The organism is Nocardia sp. CNY236 (assembly GCF_000482385.1).
In the GTDB taxonomy this organism is placed as follows: Bacteria; Actinomycetota; Actinomycetes; order Mycobacteriales; family Mycobacteriaceae; genus Nocardia.
In genome coordinates this window covers 31,456-49,250 of sequence record NZ_AXVD01000001.1, presented here as the reverse complement: position 1 = coordinate 49,250, position 17,795 = coordinate 31,456, and the positions used below count along the sequence as shown (strand labels likewise).

Here is a 17,795-nt window from a genome sequence, read left to right as displayed (position 1 = left end):
GTCGTTGGGCTAGATCAAACCTCTCGCGGCCAGCCAACGCATGGTGGCCCAGCCGCAGAACACGGGCAGCCAGCAGGTGAGCACGCGATACAACAACACCGACGGCACGGCGATATCGGCGGGTAGTCCGAAGGCGGCCAGCCCGCCGATCAGCGCGGCTTCGACTGCACCGACACCCCCGGGGGTCGGCGCCGCCGAAGCCAGGGTGCCGCCGATCATGGTGACGATGGTGACGGTGACGAAAGTGGCGCCGCCGCCGAACGCCTCGACGCTGGCCCACAGCGCACCGGCGAACCCCAGGGTGATCGCGGCACAGCCGAGAACGATCACCGCCGACCGTCTGGGATCGCGCGCCAGATCGGCGAGCTCCCCGAGAACTTCCTGCAACTGTGGACGAACCGCGGTGTTGAGCCAGCGACGGAGTTTCGGTACGAACATGAAGGTGCCGATGATGCCGACGCCGACGCCGACCAGCAGATAGACAACCGTGGCGTCCGGGACGAAGCGCGACAGATCGGTGGAGGTGCCGGCGACGACGCTGAACGCGAGCAGCAGGCTGATATGCGTGATCACCTGCACTGCTTGTTGCAGCGCCACTGCCGCGGTGGCGCGCACGGTGCCGAGTCCTCCTTTCTGGAGAAAGCGCACACTCAGTGCGAGCCCACCGACCCTCGCCGGGGTGGTGGTCGCGGCGAAAGTATTGGCGACCTGCATGATCACCAGATTCCGGAAGCTCACCGCACCGGACGCACATGCCCACAATGCGGCCGCCGCACCGATGTAGGTCAGTGCCGAGACCGCCAGTCCGAGCAGCGCCCACCACCAGTTCGCGGTTCTGAGCTGGGTGAAGAAGGTGGGGACCGCACTGATGAACGGGTAGGCGACGTACACCAGTCCGATCAGCAGTACCAGTTGGACGATCCGATTGCGAGAGAATCGGGTGATCTGCTCGGCGGGGATTCGGTCTTCTCCGGTCTGGGTGCGAACCTCATCGCGGGCCTCGGTCAACGCCGCTTTCCATTTCGGGATCGACGTGCGGATTCCGGTGGGTATGGCGGAGGTGGTGAGTCGCCCCGCAGCAGTGAGCACTTGTGATGGGCCGAGACTGTCGATGGCTGCGCGCACCGCGGCTTCCCTGCCGAAAACAGCTGTGGTGGTCACGAGCAGTTGGGCGATGTCCGACTGCAGTTGCGCATCCGACGCTCCGAACTCGGCGCTACCGAAACCGCCGAAAGCGGTATCGCCGTCGTCGATGCGGATGTCGCTCGGATGCAGGTCCCCGTGCGAGATTCGCTTCTGGTGCAGCATGTCCAGCGCCTGCCACACGCCGGGCAGAATCTCGTCGGTGTGCTCGGTGATCGGTGTGCCGTGTGGTCGGGTGTATGCAAACAGTGTCCAGCCGCGGGAGAGTGCGGCGACTGCGACCGGGGTGCAGTTGGCGAGGCCGAGGTCGCCGACGGCGATCGCCATCAGCGCACGATGCTCCACAGCCCGATGCATGGACCCGTGGATGGCCGCGTTCTCACTGGTGCGAAATGTGAGCCAGCGCCATAGTTGCCGCAGAGCGTTGAACGAGCGCTGGTTCATCCCGAACATCTCGACGACCAACTCGGGTTGTGGACCGTCGATGGCGGCGGCAAGCCGTAGCGGCCCACGTCCAGCGGGGTGCACCACTGTGAACGCGGTGACCGTGTGGCCACGCCGGGCCAGCACGCGCGCGGCGACATCGAGCGGTACTTCCAACGCGGGCGTGCCGACCGCGAGCACGATCACGGCGCCCACCAGCCAGCCGACCGCCAAGCCGAACATTGCCCGCGCGGGCACCACTGTGCTGACCACCAGGTGCATGGGGGCGAACGCCAACAGCAGAAACCACAGCCAGCGGCGCGGCCGGGTGGGCAGCCACGGACTGGATACGGTGAGCATTGCCGCGATCATGGCGATCCACCGTGGATCGTCCAGGAACTGGGACAGAAATGTGTCCAGCCGGTCCGGTACCTGCAGGTGCCATTTCGGCGCCGACACGCCGGTGCCGGTGATGGACAGCAATAGTCCGGCCACCATGCCTGCCGCGGCGTATCCGGCGAGCAGCTTCCATTGTCTGCCGATGACCAGCTCGATCAAGATCGCGAACGGCAGCGCCAGAATCGCCATGCCGTAGACCAAGTACACCAGGTTCGATTGCTCGGGGTTCAGAAAACCGACGATATTGGAGACCGAACGTTCCAGAGCGAGCCATTCGGGGCGGGTGACCAGGGACGCCGCAACCACGACCGCGACCCACAGTGCGGCGAGGACGACTCGGACGATGTCACTGGTTCGCCGGATCCGCGGCTGTAGCAGACTTCCCGTGATCGGGATTTCCCGCCCGTCGACTCGCATGGCGTTCAGGTACTTTCGGATCGAGTTTGAGCTTCGTCGGCCAGCCTCGCTCACCTTCCGGAGTATGCAGGAGACTTGGGTGGACCATACACACCAACACACTGCCCGAGCGCTGACCGACGCTGCTGCACCCCCCGCTACTGTGTGCTACGACACAGTAGGGAGGGTGCGACACGGCCAACCGAAGAACACACCCGGCTCGTGACCCTGCCAGCCAGGTGGCCGAGGGCGTTTTCGGAACGGTCCGGTAGGCGGCGGTTGTCAGGTCGCATCGATATTCGCGTCGACGTGCTGGCCAACAACGCCGCCGGCGCCTGGTGGGAACGCATCGTCACCGACGATGGCAATGAACTGACGTTCCAGGTCAACGACCTGGCGACGTTTCTGTTGACCAACCTGTTGCGCGAACGCTCGACACGCTCACAGGCGCGGGTGATCAATACCGCGAGCATTGCGTATCGCCTGGCCGACCTGAACCTGGACACGGTCGACACACACACCGGTCCGTATTCGATCTTTCGCGCCTATGCCGCGTCCAAGCTGGCCGATATCCTGTTCACGCGAGAGTTGGCCCGCCGTACCGAAGGTACGGGCCTCGTCACCGCGGCGTTTCATCCTGGTGCGACCGCGAGCCGGCTCTACGACGATGTCCCGCTCGGCCTGGGCAGATTCATCAACTCCCCGATAGCGCGTCCGGTGTTCGCCGGTCCCGCCAAGGGGGCCGCGCCGTTGGTGTATCTGGCTACCACCGCGGACGGCTCGACGATCAACGGCCGGTACTTCAACCGCTTCGACCTGGAGCGACTGCGAAACACGCAGGCCGCCGACCCCGATCTCGCGCAGCGACTGTGGCGGTTGTCCGAGCACGCCACCGGGGTCGAACCGGCGTAACCGGGCGGCGCTGTGTTGTGGCCATGGAATCGCCTGGCTCGAGTGGAAGGGGCACAGGCGCCTGGGCCGGGGCGCAAGGGCTACGAGTGCAGGGGTGCACCGGTCGGCGCCCGATCCGGATCCACACCGACACCGAACACTGCACCGGACCGACTGCCCGTGTCGAGCTCGACGATCGCGCGTGCGACCTGCTCGGTGGAAACCATTGCGGGAAATATCGTGGGTGCGATGGCGTTTGCGCGTATTCCGAATTCGGCGAACTCTGCCGCGACGCTACGGGTCAGCTGGTTGAGCGCGGCCTTCGATGCGGAATATACGGTTCGACCGGGAAGGGTCTGCGTGGCAGCGATGCAGGAGACATTGACGATATTGCGATTGCGTGCACGATTGTCCACGTCGGAGTGTAGCCAGCATTGCTGTGCCAGACTGGCCGAAAGGCGCAGCGGGACCTCCACATTCAGGGCAAAGGTGGAATTCAGGTCATCCAGTGCGGTGGAACCGTCGACGATTCCACCGTCGTGGAGCGGCATCCGTGCCGCATTGTTCACCAGTAGGTCCACCTGGCCGAATCGGGTGAGTGCGAGGTCGACGACGCGCTCCACCTCGCCGGGTCGCGTCAGATCGGATCGAATCACGAACAGCCGCGAATCGTTCTCCGGTAACGATTCCTGCGGCGCCAGCGGGTCCACGAACCACTCCAACTGTGACGGTGCGGCGGGCGTGCGTGTATGGCACACCGCGACAATGTCATAGGTGTGGTAATAGGTACGGCAGAAGGTATTGCCGAGTGTTCCGCTCGCACCAGTGAGCAAACAGACGCGGCGATCGTCACCGGCCAATCGTGTCTCCTCCCCATCGCTGTGCGGCATCCGTCCTGGAGCGATGCACCCACAGTGTCACGCAGGTGCGTTCTTTGGTGTTGGCGCCCGCAAAGGCATGCCAGCTGCGTGGAGTGACTTCGAAGACCACCAGCGAATTGTTCACCGGAGGGATGTGGATTGCCGCGGATTGCGATGTCGCGTCTGCGCGGTGGTCGTAGAGCCCGGTTTCGCCTCCGTCGCCGGGTTCCCATTCGGAATTTCCGAGATAGAACTCGACCGCGACGGCGCGCACGGACTGCCGTGCGTCGATGCCGGGAGCGCGTTCCCCCGTCCGCGTGTCGACCGAGTCGTCCGGCAGCCGAATGTCGCCAGGGCCCGGCGACGGGCCGGGGAACCACGCCGGTGCGAGGTCGTTGTGCGTCGGCTCGGGAGGAGTTTCTGGCCCGTGACGGCACACCGAGCCCTCGATATCGCCGGTCGCTTCGACGCCACCGAGTCCGGCGATCAGGTCGTGCCATTCTCGGGCGCTGAAGATGGCGAGCGGGCCGTCGCGAAGTGCGGACAGCGGGACTCGGTCGACGCCGGCGATGCCCCCGACGGCCGAGTCGGAACGGTCGCGGCGAACCCGTTCCCATTCGGCGGTCAACCGGTGATAGAACGTGGGAACAAAGACGTCGCGAGCGTACACGTGTGGGAACGGCCGGCTGCGGCGAACCCAGCGCCGGTGGGCGAACAGGTCCGCGAACCATCGCGGAGCCGCCGCCGTTGCACGGACGGTCCCGGTTGTCGACATCACTTCCTCCCGTTGGAACCCTGGCAATCATATTGCCGGCGTGCGGTGTGCGTGGTGGTGCCGGCCCGGCGCCTGCACTCCTCTCTGTCTGAGACAGCAGTAGCGAGGCGTGCGGGCGCCGGCGAGCCGAATGTAGTTGTACAACTGACTGTTCGGTAGCACCGAGGTGCTTCTCGGCCGCACGGTACCGACCCGGTCTCGTCGTCGTGACACCGGGTCCGAATCTGCACGGAACCGGTGGTTGTGGCTGTTGTCGTTCGGCGCCGATGCCGGTTCGTGTCGGCGTGACCCGCTGGATACAGTGACCTGTCGGCGCTGTGAATTGTATTGCGAATCAATGGTTTACCATGATGCCGCGAGGTCGAGTGCGCCAACCGCTCGCTCGCGGCGCCTTCTCGGACGGGCGCCGCCGAACTGGGTGGTCATGGTGCGCTTCGGCTCGCGCGGACAGGCGAGACTCGGGATGCAGTACTGCATAGTAAGGCTTAGCCTGTCTGGGACGTATGTGAGATGTGGTCGAGAGGTAGCTTCGATGAGATCCCAGACGGTAGTCGCCGACGTTGCCGACGAGTTGGCCCGCCGGGTTGCTGCAGACGAGTATCAGCCGGGGGATCTCATGCCATCGGTCCGCCAGGTCGCCGAAGAGTTCGACATGAATCGTGCGACCGCGCAGCTGACCTTGGGGCGGCTGGAATCATACGGCTTCGTCGAAGCTCGACGTGGTCGAGGGTTCACGATTCGCGATGTCCGGGAAGCGGGCGGTGTGGATGTGTACCGTCAGCTGTTCCGCTTTTCGATGTCGATGCCGGAGACGGCGATCGACATGTTTCGCGACATTGTCGCTGTCGAGCGCACGCTCGTGCTCGAGGCGCTGTTGTTGTACAGCAGCAGTGCGTCGGACATCGATATTGCCGAACTGAAAGCGGATATCGACGAACTGGAAACCGCTGCCCGCCAGGATGTCCCGGATCTGCATCGGATCCTGTCCGTCGAAGTGATGTTGGTGCGCAGACTGCTGACCACACTCGGCCTTCCGTTGCAGCGGGCAATCCTGAACTCGATCGGCGAAATGGTGCTCGAGGTGCCGCAAGCGGTCGAGGCGTTCTTCGCGGGTGCGCCGGATCTGCACGCCTTGGTCTGGCGAGCGCTCGCCGCGGTGTGGGTCTCTGGTTGCGGCCCGTCCGACGCGCAACTGGCCCTGTTCGAAGATATGTTCGACGTCTACCACGAGAAGGTCGTCGCGCGGTTCGTCGAACTGGTGCACATGACCCCGAAAGTCGTCGGTGAGGCGCGCGACGTCCCGGCCTGAGTCGGTAGCTGCTCAGAGTCCGCCGTTGATCTTGTTGAGGTGCTCGCACGCGGCGATGTACTCTTCGACCAGCCGGTTCACTGTGTCGGCGGTGCGCTCCACCTTGGTCATCATGCCGACGATCTGGCCCACGGGGTTGAAGTTGACGTCCTTGGCGGCTTCCGGGTACTGATGGCCACGCTTCACGCCGTCCAGCGCGACCATCATCTGCAAGGGCATGGGCAGCGGGTCGGGGGTGTCGGATCGCTCCCACGCCTCGGTCCAATCATTGCGCAGCATGCGGGCGGGTTTCCCGGTCCACGCGCGTGAGCGTACGGTGTCGTGGCTCGTGGCATCGAGATAGGTCTGCATCTGTGCGGGCGGAACGTTGGCTTCCTCCACCGTCAGCCACAGCGAGCCGGTCCACGCGCCCGCGGCGCCCATCGCCATGGCGGCGGCGATCTGGCGGCCGTTGCCGATGCCGCCGGCGGCCAGAACCGGCAGGTCGCCGACCGCGTCGATCACTTGGGGCCACAGCACCAGTGACGAGACTTCACCGCAATGGCCGCCACCTTCGGTGCCCTGACAAACGACGAAATCCAAACCTGCCTTCTTGTGGTTGAGCGCATGCTTGACCGAACCGCACAGCGCGCCGATCAGTCTGCCGGAGTCCTGCACCCGCGCGATCACATCCTCGGGCGGGGTGCCGAGAGCATTGGCGACCATCTTGGCCTTCGGATGCCGCAGGATCACCTCTACTTGGGGGCCTGCGGTCGTCGCGGTCCAGCCGAGAAGTTCGTTGTGGTGTTCTCCGTCCGGCAACTTCGGAACGCCATGGTCGGCGAGTATCTTCTCGGCGAAGTCGCGGTGACCCTGTGGAACCATGTGGGCGAGTTTGGCTTCCAACTGTTCAGGGGTCAGATCATCGACGCCCTTGCCCTCGTACTTGGACGGAATGACCAGGTCTACGCCGTAGCCGCCGTGTACGTGTTCATCGAGCCAGCTCAGCTCGACTTCGAGTTGCTCCGCGGTGAAGCCGACCGCACCGAGCACGCCGAACCCGCCGGCATTGCTGACCGCCGCCGCGACGTCGCGGCAGTGGGTGAAGGCGAAGATGGGGAATTCGATCCCGAGTCGTTCGCAGATTTCGGTACGCATGGCGTGCTGGTCTCCCTCACGGCGCCGCTCCGAGCTGCCCGGCGCGGATGTTGTAGAACGAGTTACATAACTATCGCTCGGTGATGCGGGCGTCCGGGCGTTCGTTCGTCCGCAATCTGCTGAGCTCTCCGCGACAAGGCTGCGACTCCGACCGCCCGCTCCCGCACAGTGCAACAGTAACACGTTCTAGTTTCGTCGGGGAGGGTGCCGAGGTCACGGTGCGGCAGATTCCAGTTCGGTGAGTGCGTCCTCGAGATGTTCGAGCAGACGAGGCAACTGCGGCACGCTGCGGCGGCAGCCGACCAGGCCGAAGTCCAGGTTCTGTGCGGTCGAGGCGAGCGTAATGTTCACTGCCTGACCATCGAACGGAATCGACAGCGGATAACTGGCGTCCAGGCGCGCGCCGTTCCAATAGAGGGGTTCGTCGGAGCCCGGCACGTTCGAGATGACGAGGTTGAAGGTCGGAGATGTCCAGGACATGAGCGCAGGTACGAGCGTGAGAGCCAGTGGGCTGAGCAATACCGCCGACAATGCCATCGTCTGGTGGTGAGACAGTGTGCGATAGACCGCTTTGCTATCGCGCATCGAGGCGCTGACCACGCGTAGTCGGTCCAGTGGATCAGCAATATCGGTGGCCAGGTTGCACAGCGTCGCGCCGACCTTCACCCCGTTGGTCTCCTGGTCTCCAGCGCAGCGCAGCGACACCGGAACCATGGCGATCAATGGCTTGTCGGGTAGCGCATTTCGGTCGAGCAGATATCGGCGTAGCGCCCCGGCCGACATCGCAAGGGCTACATCGTTGACCGTCGAGCCGGTTGCCTTCTGCACGTGTCGCAGCCGCTCCAGTGGCCACGACCCGACCACCGACCGGCGTGCGCCGCCGATGGGCACATTGAACATGGTGTGCGGAGCTGCGCACGGAAGGGTGAGTTGGTGGCGTAGCAGAGCCGTGCGCGCGGTATCGAGCAGTGATGCGGCGGATGCCGCTGCCGAGACGAGCCTGCGTGCTGTGGAGCGCCCGCCGCCCGGCTTCGCGTGCCGATGGGGTCGTGCCGCCTGCCACGGCACACGGGGACTGGTCGAGGACGGGTCGTCGGTCAAGGTGCGCCGTACCAGCCGTTGTGCCGATACACCGTCGATCAATGCATGGTGCATCTTCGAATACAGCGCCAGTCGGCCGTCGGCCAACCCTTCGATCACATGGAACTCCCACAGCGGGCGATGTCGGTCGAGTAGGTGGCTGTGCAGAGTCGACGCCAGTTCGACGAGTTGGTCGATCCGTCCAGGGCGGGGAACCGCCAGCCGCCGCACGTGATAGGCGAGATCGACCTCCTCGGCATACGTCCACGCCAACTGTGGCCTACCGAGCATGGTCGCGGGTCTCTTGCGAAACGTGGGGTCGACATCGGTGTAATGCAGAAGTCGGTCGTAGATCTGCGCGGCGAAATCCGCCCCAGCGTGTTCGGGCGGCTCGAACAGCTGTAGCGATCCGACGTGCATGGGCTGGTCGCGAGACTCGGCGAGAAGGAAGACGGCATCGAACGGCGCGATGAATTGCATGGTGAGTCGCCCCCTGACGACCGTGGTGACTGTGTGGCGAGCGCCGATCGACTACGGTGTCGGCGGGTCAGCGCACCCGATGAAACTGTCGCGACCCGACCAACGTACCCCGGGTGAACCGACCGCATGCAGCGAATCACGAAACCGTGCTCGTCGCCCGAATCGGTGAATGCGTGACGGGCCGCGGCGAAATCCGATGCTGGTGGCGACATTCGGTGAACGCGTGCCCGACACATCGTGGTGGGCAGTCGTGGTGAGCGGCGATGGCTCGGGCACTATCGTCGATATGGGGACGCACAAGGAACGCATGTTGCGCGGCGAGGCCTATCACGACAGCGATCCGGAACTGGTCGCCGAACGCCGGTTCTGCCAGGAGCTTCTGGACACTTTCAACGCCACACGCGCGCACGAGGACACGCGCCGCCGGGATATTCTCGAGCGGTTGCTCGGCGCCATCGGTGCGGGATCATGGGTCATGCCGCGGTTCCAATGCGACTACGGATACTCGATCCGTTTGGGCCGCAATAGTTTTCTGAACTACGACGCGATCGTGATGGACTGTGCGCCCGTGGTCATCGGCGACGATGTGTCGATCGGCCCGCGTGCTCAGTTGTTGACCGCCCTGCATCCGATGGACGACCACGAATCGCGGCGGCAACGTTGGGAGACCGCGGCTCCGATCACCATAGGCGACAACGTCTGGTTGGGTGGCGGTGTCATCGTCTGCCCCGGGGTCGTGATCGGAGAGAACACTGTGGTCGGGGCGGGCAGTGTGGTCACGAAGCCGCTGCCGCCCAGGGTCTTCGCGGCGGGGAATCCGTGTCGGATCATTCGCGACCTGTGACCTCGAAGCGACCGGGTCCGGCAAGGGTGAGCCGCGAAGCGATGTTCCGGTGGGGGATCGTCTTACGGAACTACCCGCGCTTCAGGGTTGGTCACCCGCGTGCCACAGCCCATCGTCGAGGGTGCTTGCACAGATGAGCTTCTCGGCGGCGGCGTCGGTGCGGTCCTTGTCGTCGGTGATCAGCCGGTCGAAGAGAAGGCCGCGAAACCCTGCCGCCAGAACGGTTGCTCGCAGGCGAGCGTCATCGCCGGGGGCTCCGCACTCCCGAAGGGCGTTCGTCAGTGAGTCCGTGAGGGTATCGAACATGGTAGTGACGTATTCGGTGAACGGGCCGGGTTGTACGCACGCAATTCCCATCGCCTGCAGGAGAATGCGTGTCGATTGAACATCGGCACCGGCCGTCATCGACTGCCACAGCCTCCTCAGGCTCGCGTGTAACGAGGGCAGATCGTGCACATCATCGAACGCCCGATGAAAGCCGGGATTCTGGGCGGCGAGTGCCTGCACCAGGAGATTGTCTTTGGTGCCGAAGTAGTGGATCAGCATGCGGTCACTGGTGCCCAATGCGGCGGCTAGCGGCCGGAGCGATAGGTCGGCAAGGCCATTTTCACTGATGTAGGCCCGGATAGCCCGCAGGAGTTTCTCGCGCTTCTGATGGTCCGGTGGTCTCGGCACGCCATTGAATGTAGCAGTCGCTTCGGGTATAAATGCTCGCCATGGACGTAGTGAACGCTTCACTAATGAGGGCCGGAGACGGGGAGCCTGTGAGGACGATGCCGCGTTGGCTGCTGCTTGCGGGCCTAGTCGGGGGCAACTTCCTCGTTGTTCTGGACGTATCCATACTGAACATCGCCTTGCCCGACATCCGAGATGATCTGCACGCATCGGCGGCGGTGTTGCCGTGGGTGGTAGACGCGTACACGGTGGTATTCGCCGGAATGCTGCTCGCTGCGGGATCGCTGGCCGACAGGTATGGACCCCGCCGGGTATACCTGACGTCCATCATCCTGTTTGCGGCTTTCTCGATCATATGCGCTGCAGCGACGACGCCTGCGGTGCTCATCGGAGGACGAGCACTACAGGGCGCGGCCGCAGCCGGGCTTGTTCCCGCTTCGCTTGCACTGCTGGCATCCCACTTCCCCGATACAGCGGAACGATCCCGTGTGATCGGTGTGTGGGCAGCCATGAGTAGCGTCGGATTCGCGCTAGGTCCGGTCGCTGGCGGCGCATTGATCGAACTGTCAGGGTGGCGCTTGATCTTCCTCATCAACCCGATCGTCACAGCCATCGTCGTACTCCTTGGTCGGAGCCTCAGCCGCGCACGCCCGTCTGACTTTCGGCAGCTGGACATCGCCGGATTGGTCTTGTCGATGTGCTGCCTGGCCTCGGTCACTTTCGCCATCATCCACGCAGGAGTGGCCGGGTGGACCAGCGTGGGTTCGGTATCGGCTTTCGCCTTGGGGCTCACGTTGCTCACAGTGCTCGTAGTTGTTGAGCGAAGGGCCGAGGTACCCGCAGTGCCACCACAGCTTCTCGCATCACCCCGGGTGATCGCCGACATGGCCGCAGTAGCGGTAGCTGCCTTCGCCTTCTACGGATGCCTCTTCGGGCTGACCATCTGGATGGTCACCGAGAAGGGGATGTCTCCTCTTCACACGGGGCTCGCATTCTTGCCAATGACTTTGCCAATGTGCATACTGCCGTTTATCACGGGGCGATTGATCGCACGCTATGGCACGCAACGGGTCATATTCGGTGGCATAGTGATAAGCATCCTTGGTTCCGTCGGCTTGATTTTTGCAGATGCAAGCACGTCGTATGCGATCGCTGTTGCTCTCGGAACATTCCTTGCGATCGGTGGAACACTGACAATTCCGGCGACCACCGCGGATATTTCGATGTCCGCTCCGAAAGCTGTCGCTGCAACGGCTCAAGGCGCACAAGGCGCCGCTCGCCAGACCGGTGTCGTCTTGGGAATTGCAGCTATGGCCACTGTCGACAGTCCGCGTGGTATCGGCGCGATAGCCAGTGCAGTGACCGGGCTTGGACTGATTGCCGTATTGGCCCTGTGGAACAGAAGCCGGGTCGGCGACGAATTGGCCGAACCTACTCCGCGCTCGGCTGTTGCCAGTTCATCCGCACCGCAGACAAGGCTGCTACGGGCGGATCGGCCTGTCGAGGGTTCTGACGGAGCGCCTGGATTCTCGATCTCATATCACAAATGACATGGGCATGACATCGCGACTGAGAATATGGCACGCGATTCGAGAGTCTACGCGATGGATGTCAGCCGCGAGCCATGTCCACGAAGCGCGACAGATGCAGTTGATGGGCCACGGTGATGGTCGCGGTCGGGCCATTGCGGTGCTTGCCGAGTATCAGATCGGCTTCACCCCCGCGTGGGTCGTCTCGCTCGATGGCATCGGGTCGGTGGAGCAGGACGACCATGTCGGCATCCTGCTCCAAACTGCCACTTTCGCGCAGGTCGGCGACCATGGGTCGCTTGTCGGTGCGTTGTTCTGGACCCCGATTGAGCTGACTGATCGCGACCACCGGGACTTCGAGTTCCTTGGCCAGTAGCTTCAGGTTTCGGGAGAATTCCGAGACTTCCTGCTGGCGGGACTCGACCTTCTTACCGGAGGTCATCAACTGCAGGTAGTCCACCACGACGAGTCTGAGATCGTGACGCTGCTTGAGTCGCCGCGCCTTCGCCCGAATCTCCATCATGGTCAGGTTCGGCGAATCATCCACGAACAGCGGCGCCTCGCTGATCTCACTCATGCGCCGAGCGAGCTTGGTCCAGTCGTCGTCACTCATCCGGCCCGATCGCATATCTGCGAGCTTGATCTTGGCCTCGGCCGACAACAGCCGCATGACGATCTCCGTACGACTCATCTCCAAGGAGAAGATGACGCTGGCGAGTCCGTGTTTGATCGAGCAACTGCGCATGAAGTCCATACCCAATGTGGAGTTGTGCGTGGGCACTTTGGACTTACCGGCAAGGTATAAGTGGTCGGCGGTGGCGACTTCGACACACCGAACCGGGCGCGTGTCGATTCTGCGGACGTCGACGATATGGCGCGATTCGGAATACACGGTGGGTGGCACCGCATGATACGGACTGCCGTCCGCCGCGCGAATACTGCCGGCAATGGCGCCGGTCGTTCGCACCGACGGCGCCGGATTCTCCGACCCGGTGATCGTGACCCACTGGTGTTCGCGGTCGGCGACGATCACGGTGCCATCGGAGAATTCGACCTCGTAACAAGGGCGGTCGACCATCACCTCGGTGGCTGCCGCCACGCGGGCGGGTCGGCCGTCGAGGCTCAGCAGGTCGTCGCCGGCGCGGACATCGCCCATCGTCGTCCAGCCGGTGGGTGTGGGCAGTGGCGTGTCCAACGCCAAGGCCTTGCCGACGCCGGGTCGTGCCGCGACGATGATCATCTGACCGGGGTGGAGTCCATTGGTTACTTCATCGAGTTCGGTGAAGCCAGTGGGGACGCCCAGGGAAATGCCGCCGCGGCTGGCGATGGAGTCGATCTCGTCCATCGTCGGCTGCAGCAGATCTTCCAAGGGAAGGAAGTCTTCGCTGGTGCGCCGCTCGGTGACATCGTAGACCTCGGCCTGGGCCCGGTCGACCACTTCGGCGACGTCTTGACCGTCCGCGCCGGCGTAGCCGTATTGGACGATGCGGGTGCCGGCTTCGACCAAGCGCCGCAGAACAGCCTTCTCCGCAACGATCTCGGCGTAGTAGCTGGCGTTCGCTGCAGTAGGGACGGTCTGGGTGAGTGTGACCAGATACGGCGCGCCGCCGATGCGCTTGAGTTCGCCACGGCGCTCGAGCCCGGCGGCGACGGTCACCGGGTCGGCGGGTTCCCCTCGCGCGTAGAGATCCAGGATCGTGTCGTAGACCGCCTGGTGGGCGGGACGGTAGAAATCGCCGGGATGGATCACTTCGACGACATCGGCGATGGCGTCTTTGCTCAACAACATGCCGCCGAGCACCGATTGCTCGGCGGCCATGTCGTGCGGCGGCTGGCGGCCGAAGTCCTCGCCGGGAGGTTCGGGCGGGATGTCCGGATGCCCGCGGTCATCGGTGGTTGTCACCAGACTCGACCGTCCTCTCTACCTCGACCGGTTCCGCCCTGTCGGCTCGTTCTGTTGTTCGGTGTCGACACCGGTAGTTCGACACGGGTGCCCCGCACGGGTTTCACCACGTCCGGCGCGGCCGGTAGTTATCGCTGAAGGAGCCGGCCGACATGCAGATCGCGGTGCTGCGCGTGCGGGGATGCGACGAACCTAGGCGACCGGACAGCAGCACGCAAAGCCCGCTGTGCACACAGCTGTGGATAACCTGGGTAGAGAACCCCGCCGAACGTGTGCACCCCTTGTGTACAACTTGGGGAAAATGGCAGTGGTATTGATTGAATACGCAGATAGAGGCGATATTTTGGATTTCTCCAACTGTGGATTAATACCGATTCGGCGTGTCGTTCAGTTGAACGGCCGGGCGTGTCGGGTGAACAACTCCCGTCTCGATAATGACGCAGCTCACATTTCGGACAGGTCGATGCGCAAGTAATCCACAGGCGGGGCGATAGGCGCTTTCGATGTGCCGCGTAGCAGGTCCACCAATCCGCCTCGATCTATTAGCAAACAATTAGCTACTAATAGATCGGGGAACACTGTCCGGCGCCAGGAATCGTCCTCGATGCAATACCTACGAGCCGGCCCACTCGAGGCGGCGATCCGCCCCGAGGCGTCGGGTCGAACTCAGGCAGCCGTGACGGTCAGATCGAACTTCGCCACCACATCCGGGTGCAGGTACACCGCGACAGTGTGCTTGCCGGTGGTCTTGATATGCGCTTTCGGCAGTTCGATGCTGCGCTTGTCGATGATGGGGCCACCTGCCGCCTTGAGGGCCGCTGCCACATCCGACTGGGTCACCGAGCCGAACAGTTTGCCCGTACCAGCGGTCTTCACCGCGAGCCCGACCGACTCCAGGCCCTCGATGGCCTGCTTCAGTTCGTTGGCATGATCCAGGTCACGAACTCGGCGAGCTTCCTGCGCCCTGCGAATGCCCTCGACCTGCTTCTGTGCGCCCCGGCTGGCCACGATCGCCAAGCCCCGCGGCAGTAGGTAATTGCGACCGTAGCCGTCCTTCACTTCGACGGTGTCGCCCGGAGCGCCGAGGTTGTCCACATCAGCGGTCAGAATCAGCTTCATTCGCGTGTCTCCTTTTCTCAGCGAGCCGTCGACACGTAGGGCAGCAGGGCAACCTCACGCGAGTTCTTGACCGCAACTGCGATATCGCGCTGATGCTGCACGCAGTTTCCGGTGACCCGGCGGGCGCGGATCTTTCCGCGGTCGCTGACGTACTTGCGCAGTAGTGCGGTGTCTTTGTAGTCGATCGTGACATTTCCGGACTTGCTCTCCTTGCAGAACGAGCAAGCCTTCTTTTTGAGCACCTTTTCGCGCGCAGGCGCTTTGGGCATGGTCATCTACTCCATAGGTATCGGTGGCCCGGATGGAGCGGGCCATTGTGGCCGTTCTCAGAACGGCGGTTCGTCATCCATGTGGCCGCCGCCGAAGGAACCCGCCTTGGGAGCGCTGTTCCATGGATCTTCGTTGGCGCCGGACCGAGCGCCCGCGCTGCCCGAGGAGGTGTAGCCGCCTGAGCCGCCGGACCCGAAACCTCCGCCGCCGCTGCGGTTGATCTTGTTGATCTTCGCCGTGGCATAGCGCAGGGACGGGCCGATTTCGTCGACCTCGAGTTCGAAGACCGTGCGTTTCTCGCCCTCGCGCGTTTCGAAGGAGCGTTGCTTGAGCCGTCCGCTCACGATGACTCGGGAACCTCTGGTCAGGCTTTCGGCCACGTTTTCCGCCGCTTCCCGCCAGATGTTGCATCGCAGGAACAGCGCATCGCCGTCGCGCCATTCGTTCGCATTGCGATCGAACACGCGCGGGGTCGAAGCTACGGTGAAATTCGCTACCGCCTGTCCCGCGGGCGTGAATCGAAGCTCCGGATCGGCCGTCAGATTTCCGATGACGGTGATGACGGTGTCGCCTGCCATGTGATTCCTCCTGCTCGGTCTGCAGTTCGGGTCTCGCTGTCGTGCTAGAGCCTAGGCACGGGCTCCGACGTGAACGAGCGTTGCCGGACTACTTGTCGTGGCGCAGAACCTTGGTGCGCAGCACCGATTCGTTGAGACCGAGCTGGCGATCGAGCTCGCTGACGGTCGCGGGCTCGGCGGTCAGATCGACCACTGCGTAGATGCCTTCGGCACGCTTGGCGATCTCGTAGGCAAGCCTGCGACGGCCCCAGATGTCGACCTTGTCGATCTTGCCGCCGTCGGTACGGACGACGCTGAGCATGGTGTCCAATGACGGACCGACAGTGCGCTCGTCCAGGCTGGGATCGAGGATGACCATTACTTCGTAATGACGCATAGACCAATCACCTCCTGTGGACTGGAAACGGCCACGGACGGTCCGTGGCAGGAGGTCGTTGCGTCAGCAACCTGGCAAGAGTACCCGAACGGGCGATGAGCGGCGAAACCCCCCGGTGCGCTCCGCGTCGCCGAGACGGTCGGCGCGCATCGGCGCGGATGTGCGTCACGGCCCGTGCGGTGCGCTTAGGGTTGTTGCATGCCGACCGGACTCGTCGCACGCGCACTGTCCGCATGCCCGGTACGACATCGTCTGACGTTGCCCGTGGTGGTGGTGCTGCTGTGTGGTCTCACTCTCGCCGGGGCGTATGTGAACAAGGCGCGTTGCGCGGGGGCGCCGTTCGGCGAGGACGGCCGTAGTGCCGTGTTCGATGCCGTCAAGGATTCGGATGTCTGCTATTCGGACATCCAATTCCTGTGGCTCGGTAGGGATATCAACGAGCACGTCTTTCCCTATGTGGCTGGCGGAATCACCACCGACGGCGCGCTGGTCGGGGGCGCAGTCGAATATCCGGTGCTCAGTGGGGTGCTGATGTGGATGGGCGCGCTCGGGGCGGACAACGACGCGCAATTCCTGCGACACTCGGCGTTGTTGCTGGCGCCGTTCGCGCTGATGGTTGCGTGGATGTTGGCTCGGCTCTGCGGGACAGCGGCCCTGCTGTGGGCTGCCGGTCCTCCGTTGGTGCTGTACGCCTTTCACAACTGGGAACTCCCGGTGGTCGCCATGGCGGTGGCCGCGATCTACATCATGGCGGCGGCGCCTCGACACTCGTTTCGTGGCAGTGCGATCGCCGCTGGTGTGCTGCTCGGGCTGGGGTTCTGTCTGAAGCTGTACCCCGGGATCTTCGTACTGCCATTGGTGGTATACGTGCTGACCAGGGGTGGCGTCCGTGACCCGGACGGTGGTCGCCGGATGGACGTCGCCGGCGCAGCGTGGACCGCGTTCGCGGCCATGGGCACCGTGCTCGCGGTGAATCTGCCGTTCGCGGTGATCGGCTATCCGGGTTGGCGCGCGTCGATCACCTTTCAGCAGCTACGGCAGGCCGATATCACCACGAATTCCCTGTGGTATTGGGGGGTTCGGCCGATATTCGGACCGGAAGCGTACAGCGAGCCGGCATTTCAGCAGATGGTTTCGGTCGCCTCGCCGCTGTTGGTATTCGCCGCGTTCGCACTGGCGATGTGGCTGGGCTGGCGGCGATACTCGACGACCGGTGTCTTCCCCTGGGTCGGCGTGAGCGGTGCGATGCTGTGTGGATTCTTGTTGTTCCACAAGGTGCACTCCCCTCAGTACACCTTGTGGTTGGTGCCGTTCCTCGTTGTGCTGGAGGTGCCATGGTGGCTGGTCGGCAGCTATTTCGCCGCCGATGCGACGGTGGGGATCGGGGTGTTTCGTTACTTCTATTCCATTGGCACCGGCGTCTCGGTGGATGTGATGGAGAGCATCGTCCAATTCGGAGTCTGGGGTCGGGTGATTCTGCTCATCGTGCTGTTCTTCGTGTTCTTGTGGGCGCCATCGCGCATGCGCCGAGCATGGAGATCTCCCCCGCCGCGGTCCGTCGGTCGCGAACTGGTCGCCGTGTCCTGACACCGCCTCCGTAGCCGGATC

Annotated in this window: 16 protein-coding genes; 5 read left to right on the top strand and 11 right to left on the bottom strand. The window is 63.7% G+C overall.

The window, feature by feature from the left end; all coding sequences use genetic code 11:
* Window positions 1–9: 9 nt before the first annotated feature.
* Window positions 10–2,382, bottom strand: coding sequence for a lysylphosphatidylglycerol synthase transmembrane domain-containing protein (locus K940_RS0100225; RefSeq protein WP_028475861.1), 2,373 nt, complete (start codon window positions 2,380–2,382; stop codon window positions 10–12).
* 258 nt (window positions 2,383–2,640) lie between these two features.
* Here K940_RS0100225 and K940_RS26395 point away from each other — a divergent pair, with 258 nt between their 5' ends.
* Window positions 2,641–3,273, top strand: a complete 633-nt coding sequence (locus K940_RS26395; RefSeq protein WP_196812058.1) for an SDR family NAD(P)-dependent oxidoreductase — start codon at window positions 2,641–2,643, stop codon at window positions 3,271–3,273.
* 80 nt (window positions 3,274–3,353) lie between these two features.
* Here the strand turns inward: K940_RS26395 and K940_RS0100215 are convergent, their stop codons facing one another.
* Entirely contained in the window at window positions 3,354–4,112 is a 759-nt protein-coding gene (locus K940_RS0100215) for an SDR family oxidoreductase (protein WP_028475860.1), read from the bottom strand.
* Window positions 4,102–4,887, bottom strand: a complete 786-nt coding sequence (locus K940_RS0100210) for a 2OG-Fe(II) oxygenase (protein WP_051406751.1) — start codon at window positions 4,885–4,887, stop codon at window positions 4,102–4,104. Before K940_RS0100210 ends, K940_RS0100215 begins: the two co-directional genes overlap by 11 nt.
* Window positions 4,888–5,419: 532 nt before the next feature.
* Here K940_RS0100210 and K940_RS0100205 point away from each other — a divergent pair.
* On the top strand, window positions 5,420–6,196 hold the full coding sequence (locus K940_RS0100205) for a GntR family transcriptional regulator (protein WP_028475858.1): 777 nt from the start codon (window positions 5,420–5,422) through the stop codon (window positions 6,194–6,196).
* A 12-nt stretch (window positions 6,197–6,208) separates the two neighbouring features.
* Here K940_RS0100205 and K940_RS0100200 read toward each other — a convergent pair whose 3' ends face one another.
* Both K940_RS0100200 and K940_RS0100195 read right to left on the bottom strand, forming a co-directional pair.
* Window positions 6,209–7,333: a nitronate monooxygenase gene (locus tag K940_RS0100200; protein WP_028475857.1), complete on the bottom strand. Its 1,125-nt coding sequence runs from the start codon at window positions 7,331–7,333 to the stop codon at window positions 6,209–6,211.
* 213 nt (window positions 7,334–7,546) lie between these two features.
* On the bottom strand, window positions 7,547–8,893 hold the full coding sequence (locus K940_RS0100195; protein ID WP_028475856.1) for a wax ester/triacylglycerol synthase family O-acyltransferase: 1,347 nt from the start codon (window positions 8,891–8,893) through the stop codon (window positions 7,547–7,549).
* Between the two features lie 286 nt (window positions 8,894–9,179).
* Between K940_RS0100195 and K940_RS0100185 the strand changes: the two genes are divergently transcribed.
* On the top strand, window positions 9,180–9,737 hold the full coding sequence (locus K940_RS0100185) for a sugar O-acetyltransferase (RefSeq protein ID WP_028475855.1): 558 nt from the start codon (window positions 9,180–9,182) through the stop codon (window positions 9,735–9,737).
* An 81-nt stretch (window positions 9,738–9,818) separates the two neighbouring features.
* Here the strand turns inward: K940_RS0100185 and K940_RS26390 are convergent, their stop codons facing one another.
* Complete coding sequence (locus K940_RS26390; RefSeq protein WP_051406750.1) at window positions 9,819–10,412, bottom strand: TetR/AcrR family transcriptional regulator; 594 nt, start codon at window positions 10,410–10,412, stop codon at window positions 9,819–9,821.
* 32 nt (window positions 10,413–10,444) lie between these two features.
* Between K940_RS26390 and K940_RS26385 the strand changes: the two genes are divergently transcribed.
* The gene (locus tag K940_RS26385) at window positions 10,445–11,962 is read left to right on the top strand and encodes an MFS transporter (protein WP_081706063.1); all 1,518 of its coding nucleotides are present in this window, start codon (window positions 10,445–10,447) and stop codon (window positions 11,960–11,962) included.
* 61 nt (window positions 11,963–12,023) lie between these two features.
* Here the strand turns inward: K940_RS26385 and dnaB are convergent, their stop codons facing one another.
* From dnaB to rpsF, 5 genes are all read right to left on the bottom strand, one after another.
* Window positions 12,024–13,760, bottom strand: coding sequence for a replicative DNA helicase (dnaB, locus tag K940_RS0100170; RefSeq protein WP_081706086.1), 1,737 nt, complete (start codon window positions 13,758–13,760; stop codon window positions 12,024–12,026).
* A gap of 750 nt (window positions 13,761–14,510) precedes the next feature.
* Window positions 14,511–14,963, bottom strand: coding sequence for a 50S ribosomal protein L9 (rplI, locus tag K940_RS0100165; protein ID WP_028475853.1), 453 nt, complete (start codon window positions 14,961–14,963; stop codon window positions 14,511–14,513).
* 17 nt (window positions 14,964–14,980) lie between these two features.
* Window positions 14,981–15,232, bottom strand: coding sequence for a 30S ribosomal protein S18 (rpsR, locus tag K940_RS0100160; RefSeq protein ID WP_028475852.1), 252 nt, complete (start codon window positions 15,230–15,232; stop codon window positions 14,981–14,983).
* A 57-nt stretch (window positions 15,233–15,289) separates the two neighbouring features.
* Window positions 15,290–15,811 (bottom strand): single-stranded DNA-binding protein, encoded by a 522-nt coding sequence (locus K940_RS0100155; protein ID WP_028475851.1) that lies wholly within the window; start codon window positions 15,809–15,811, stop codon window positions 15,290–15,292.
* Between the two features lie 88 nt (window positions 15,812–15,899).
* Window positions 15,900–16,187, bottom strand: a complete 288-nt coding sequence (gene rpsF / locus K940_RS0100150) for a 30S ribosomal protein S6 (RefSeq protein WP_028475850.1) — start codon at window positions 16,185–16,187, stop codon at window positions 15,900–15,902.
* A gap of 198 nt (window positions 16,188–16,385) precedes the next feature.
* Here rpsF and K940_RS0100145 point away from each other — a divergent pair, with 198 nt between their 5' ends.
* Window positions 16,386–17,774: a glycosyltransferase family 87 protein gene (locus K940_RS0100145; protein WP_028475849.1), complete on the top strand. Its 1,389-nt coding sequence runs from the start codon at window positions 16,386–16,388 to the stop codon at window positions 17,772–17,774.
* Window positions 17,775–17,795 lie beyond the last annotated feature (21 nt).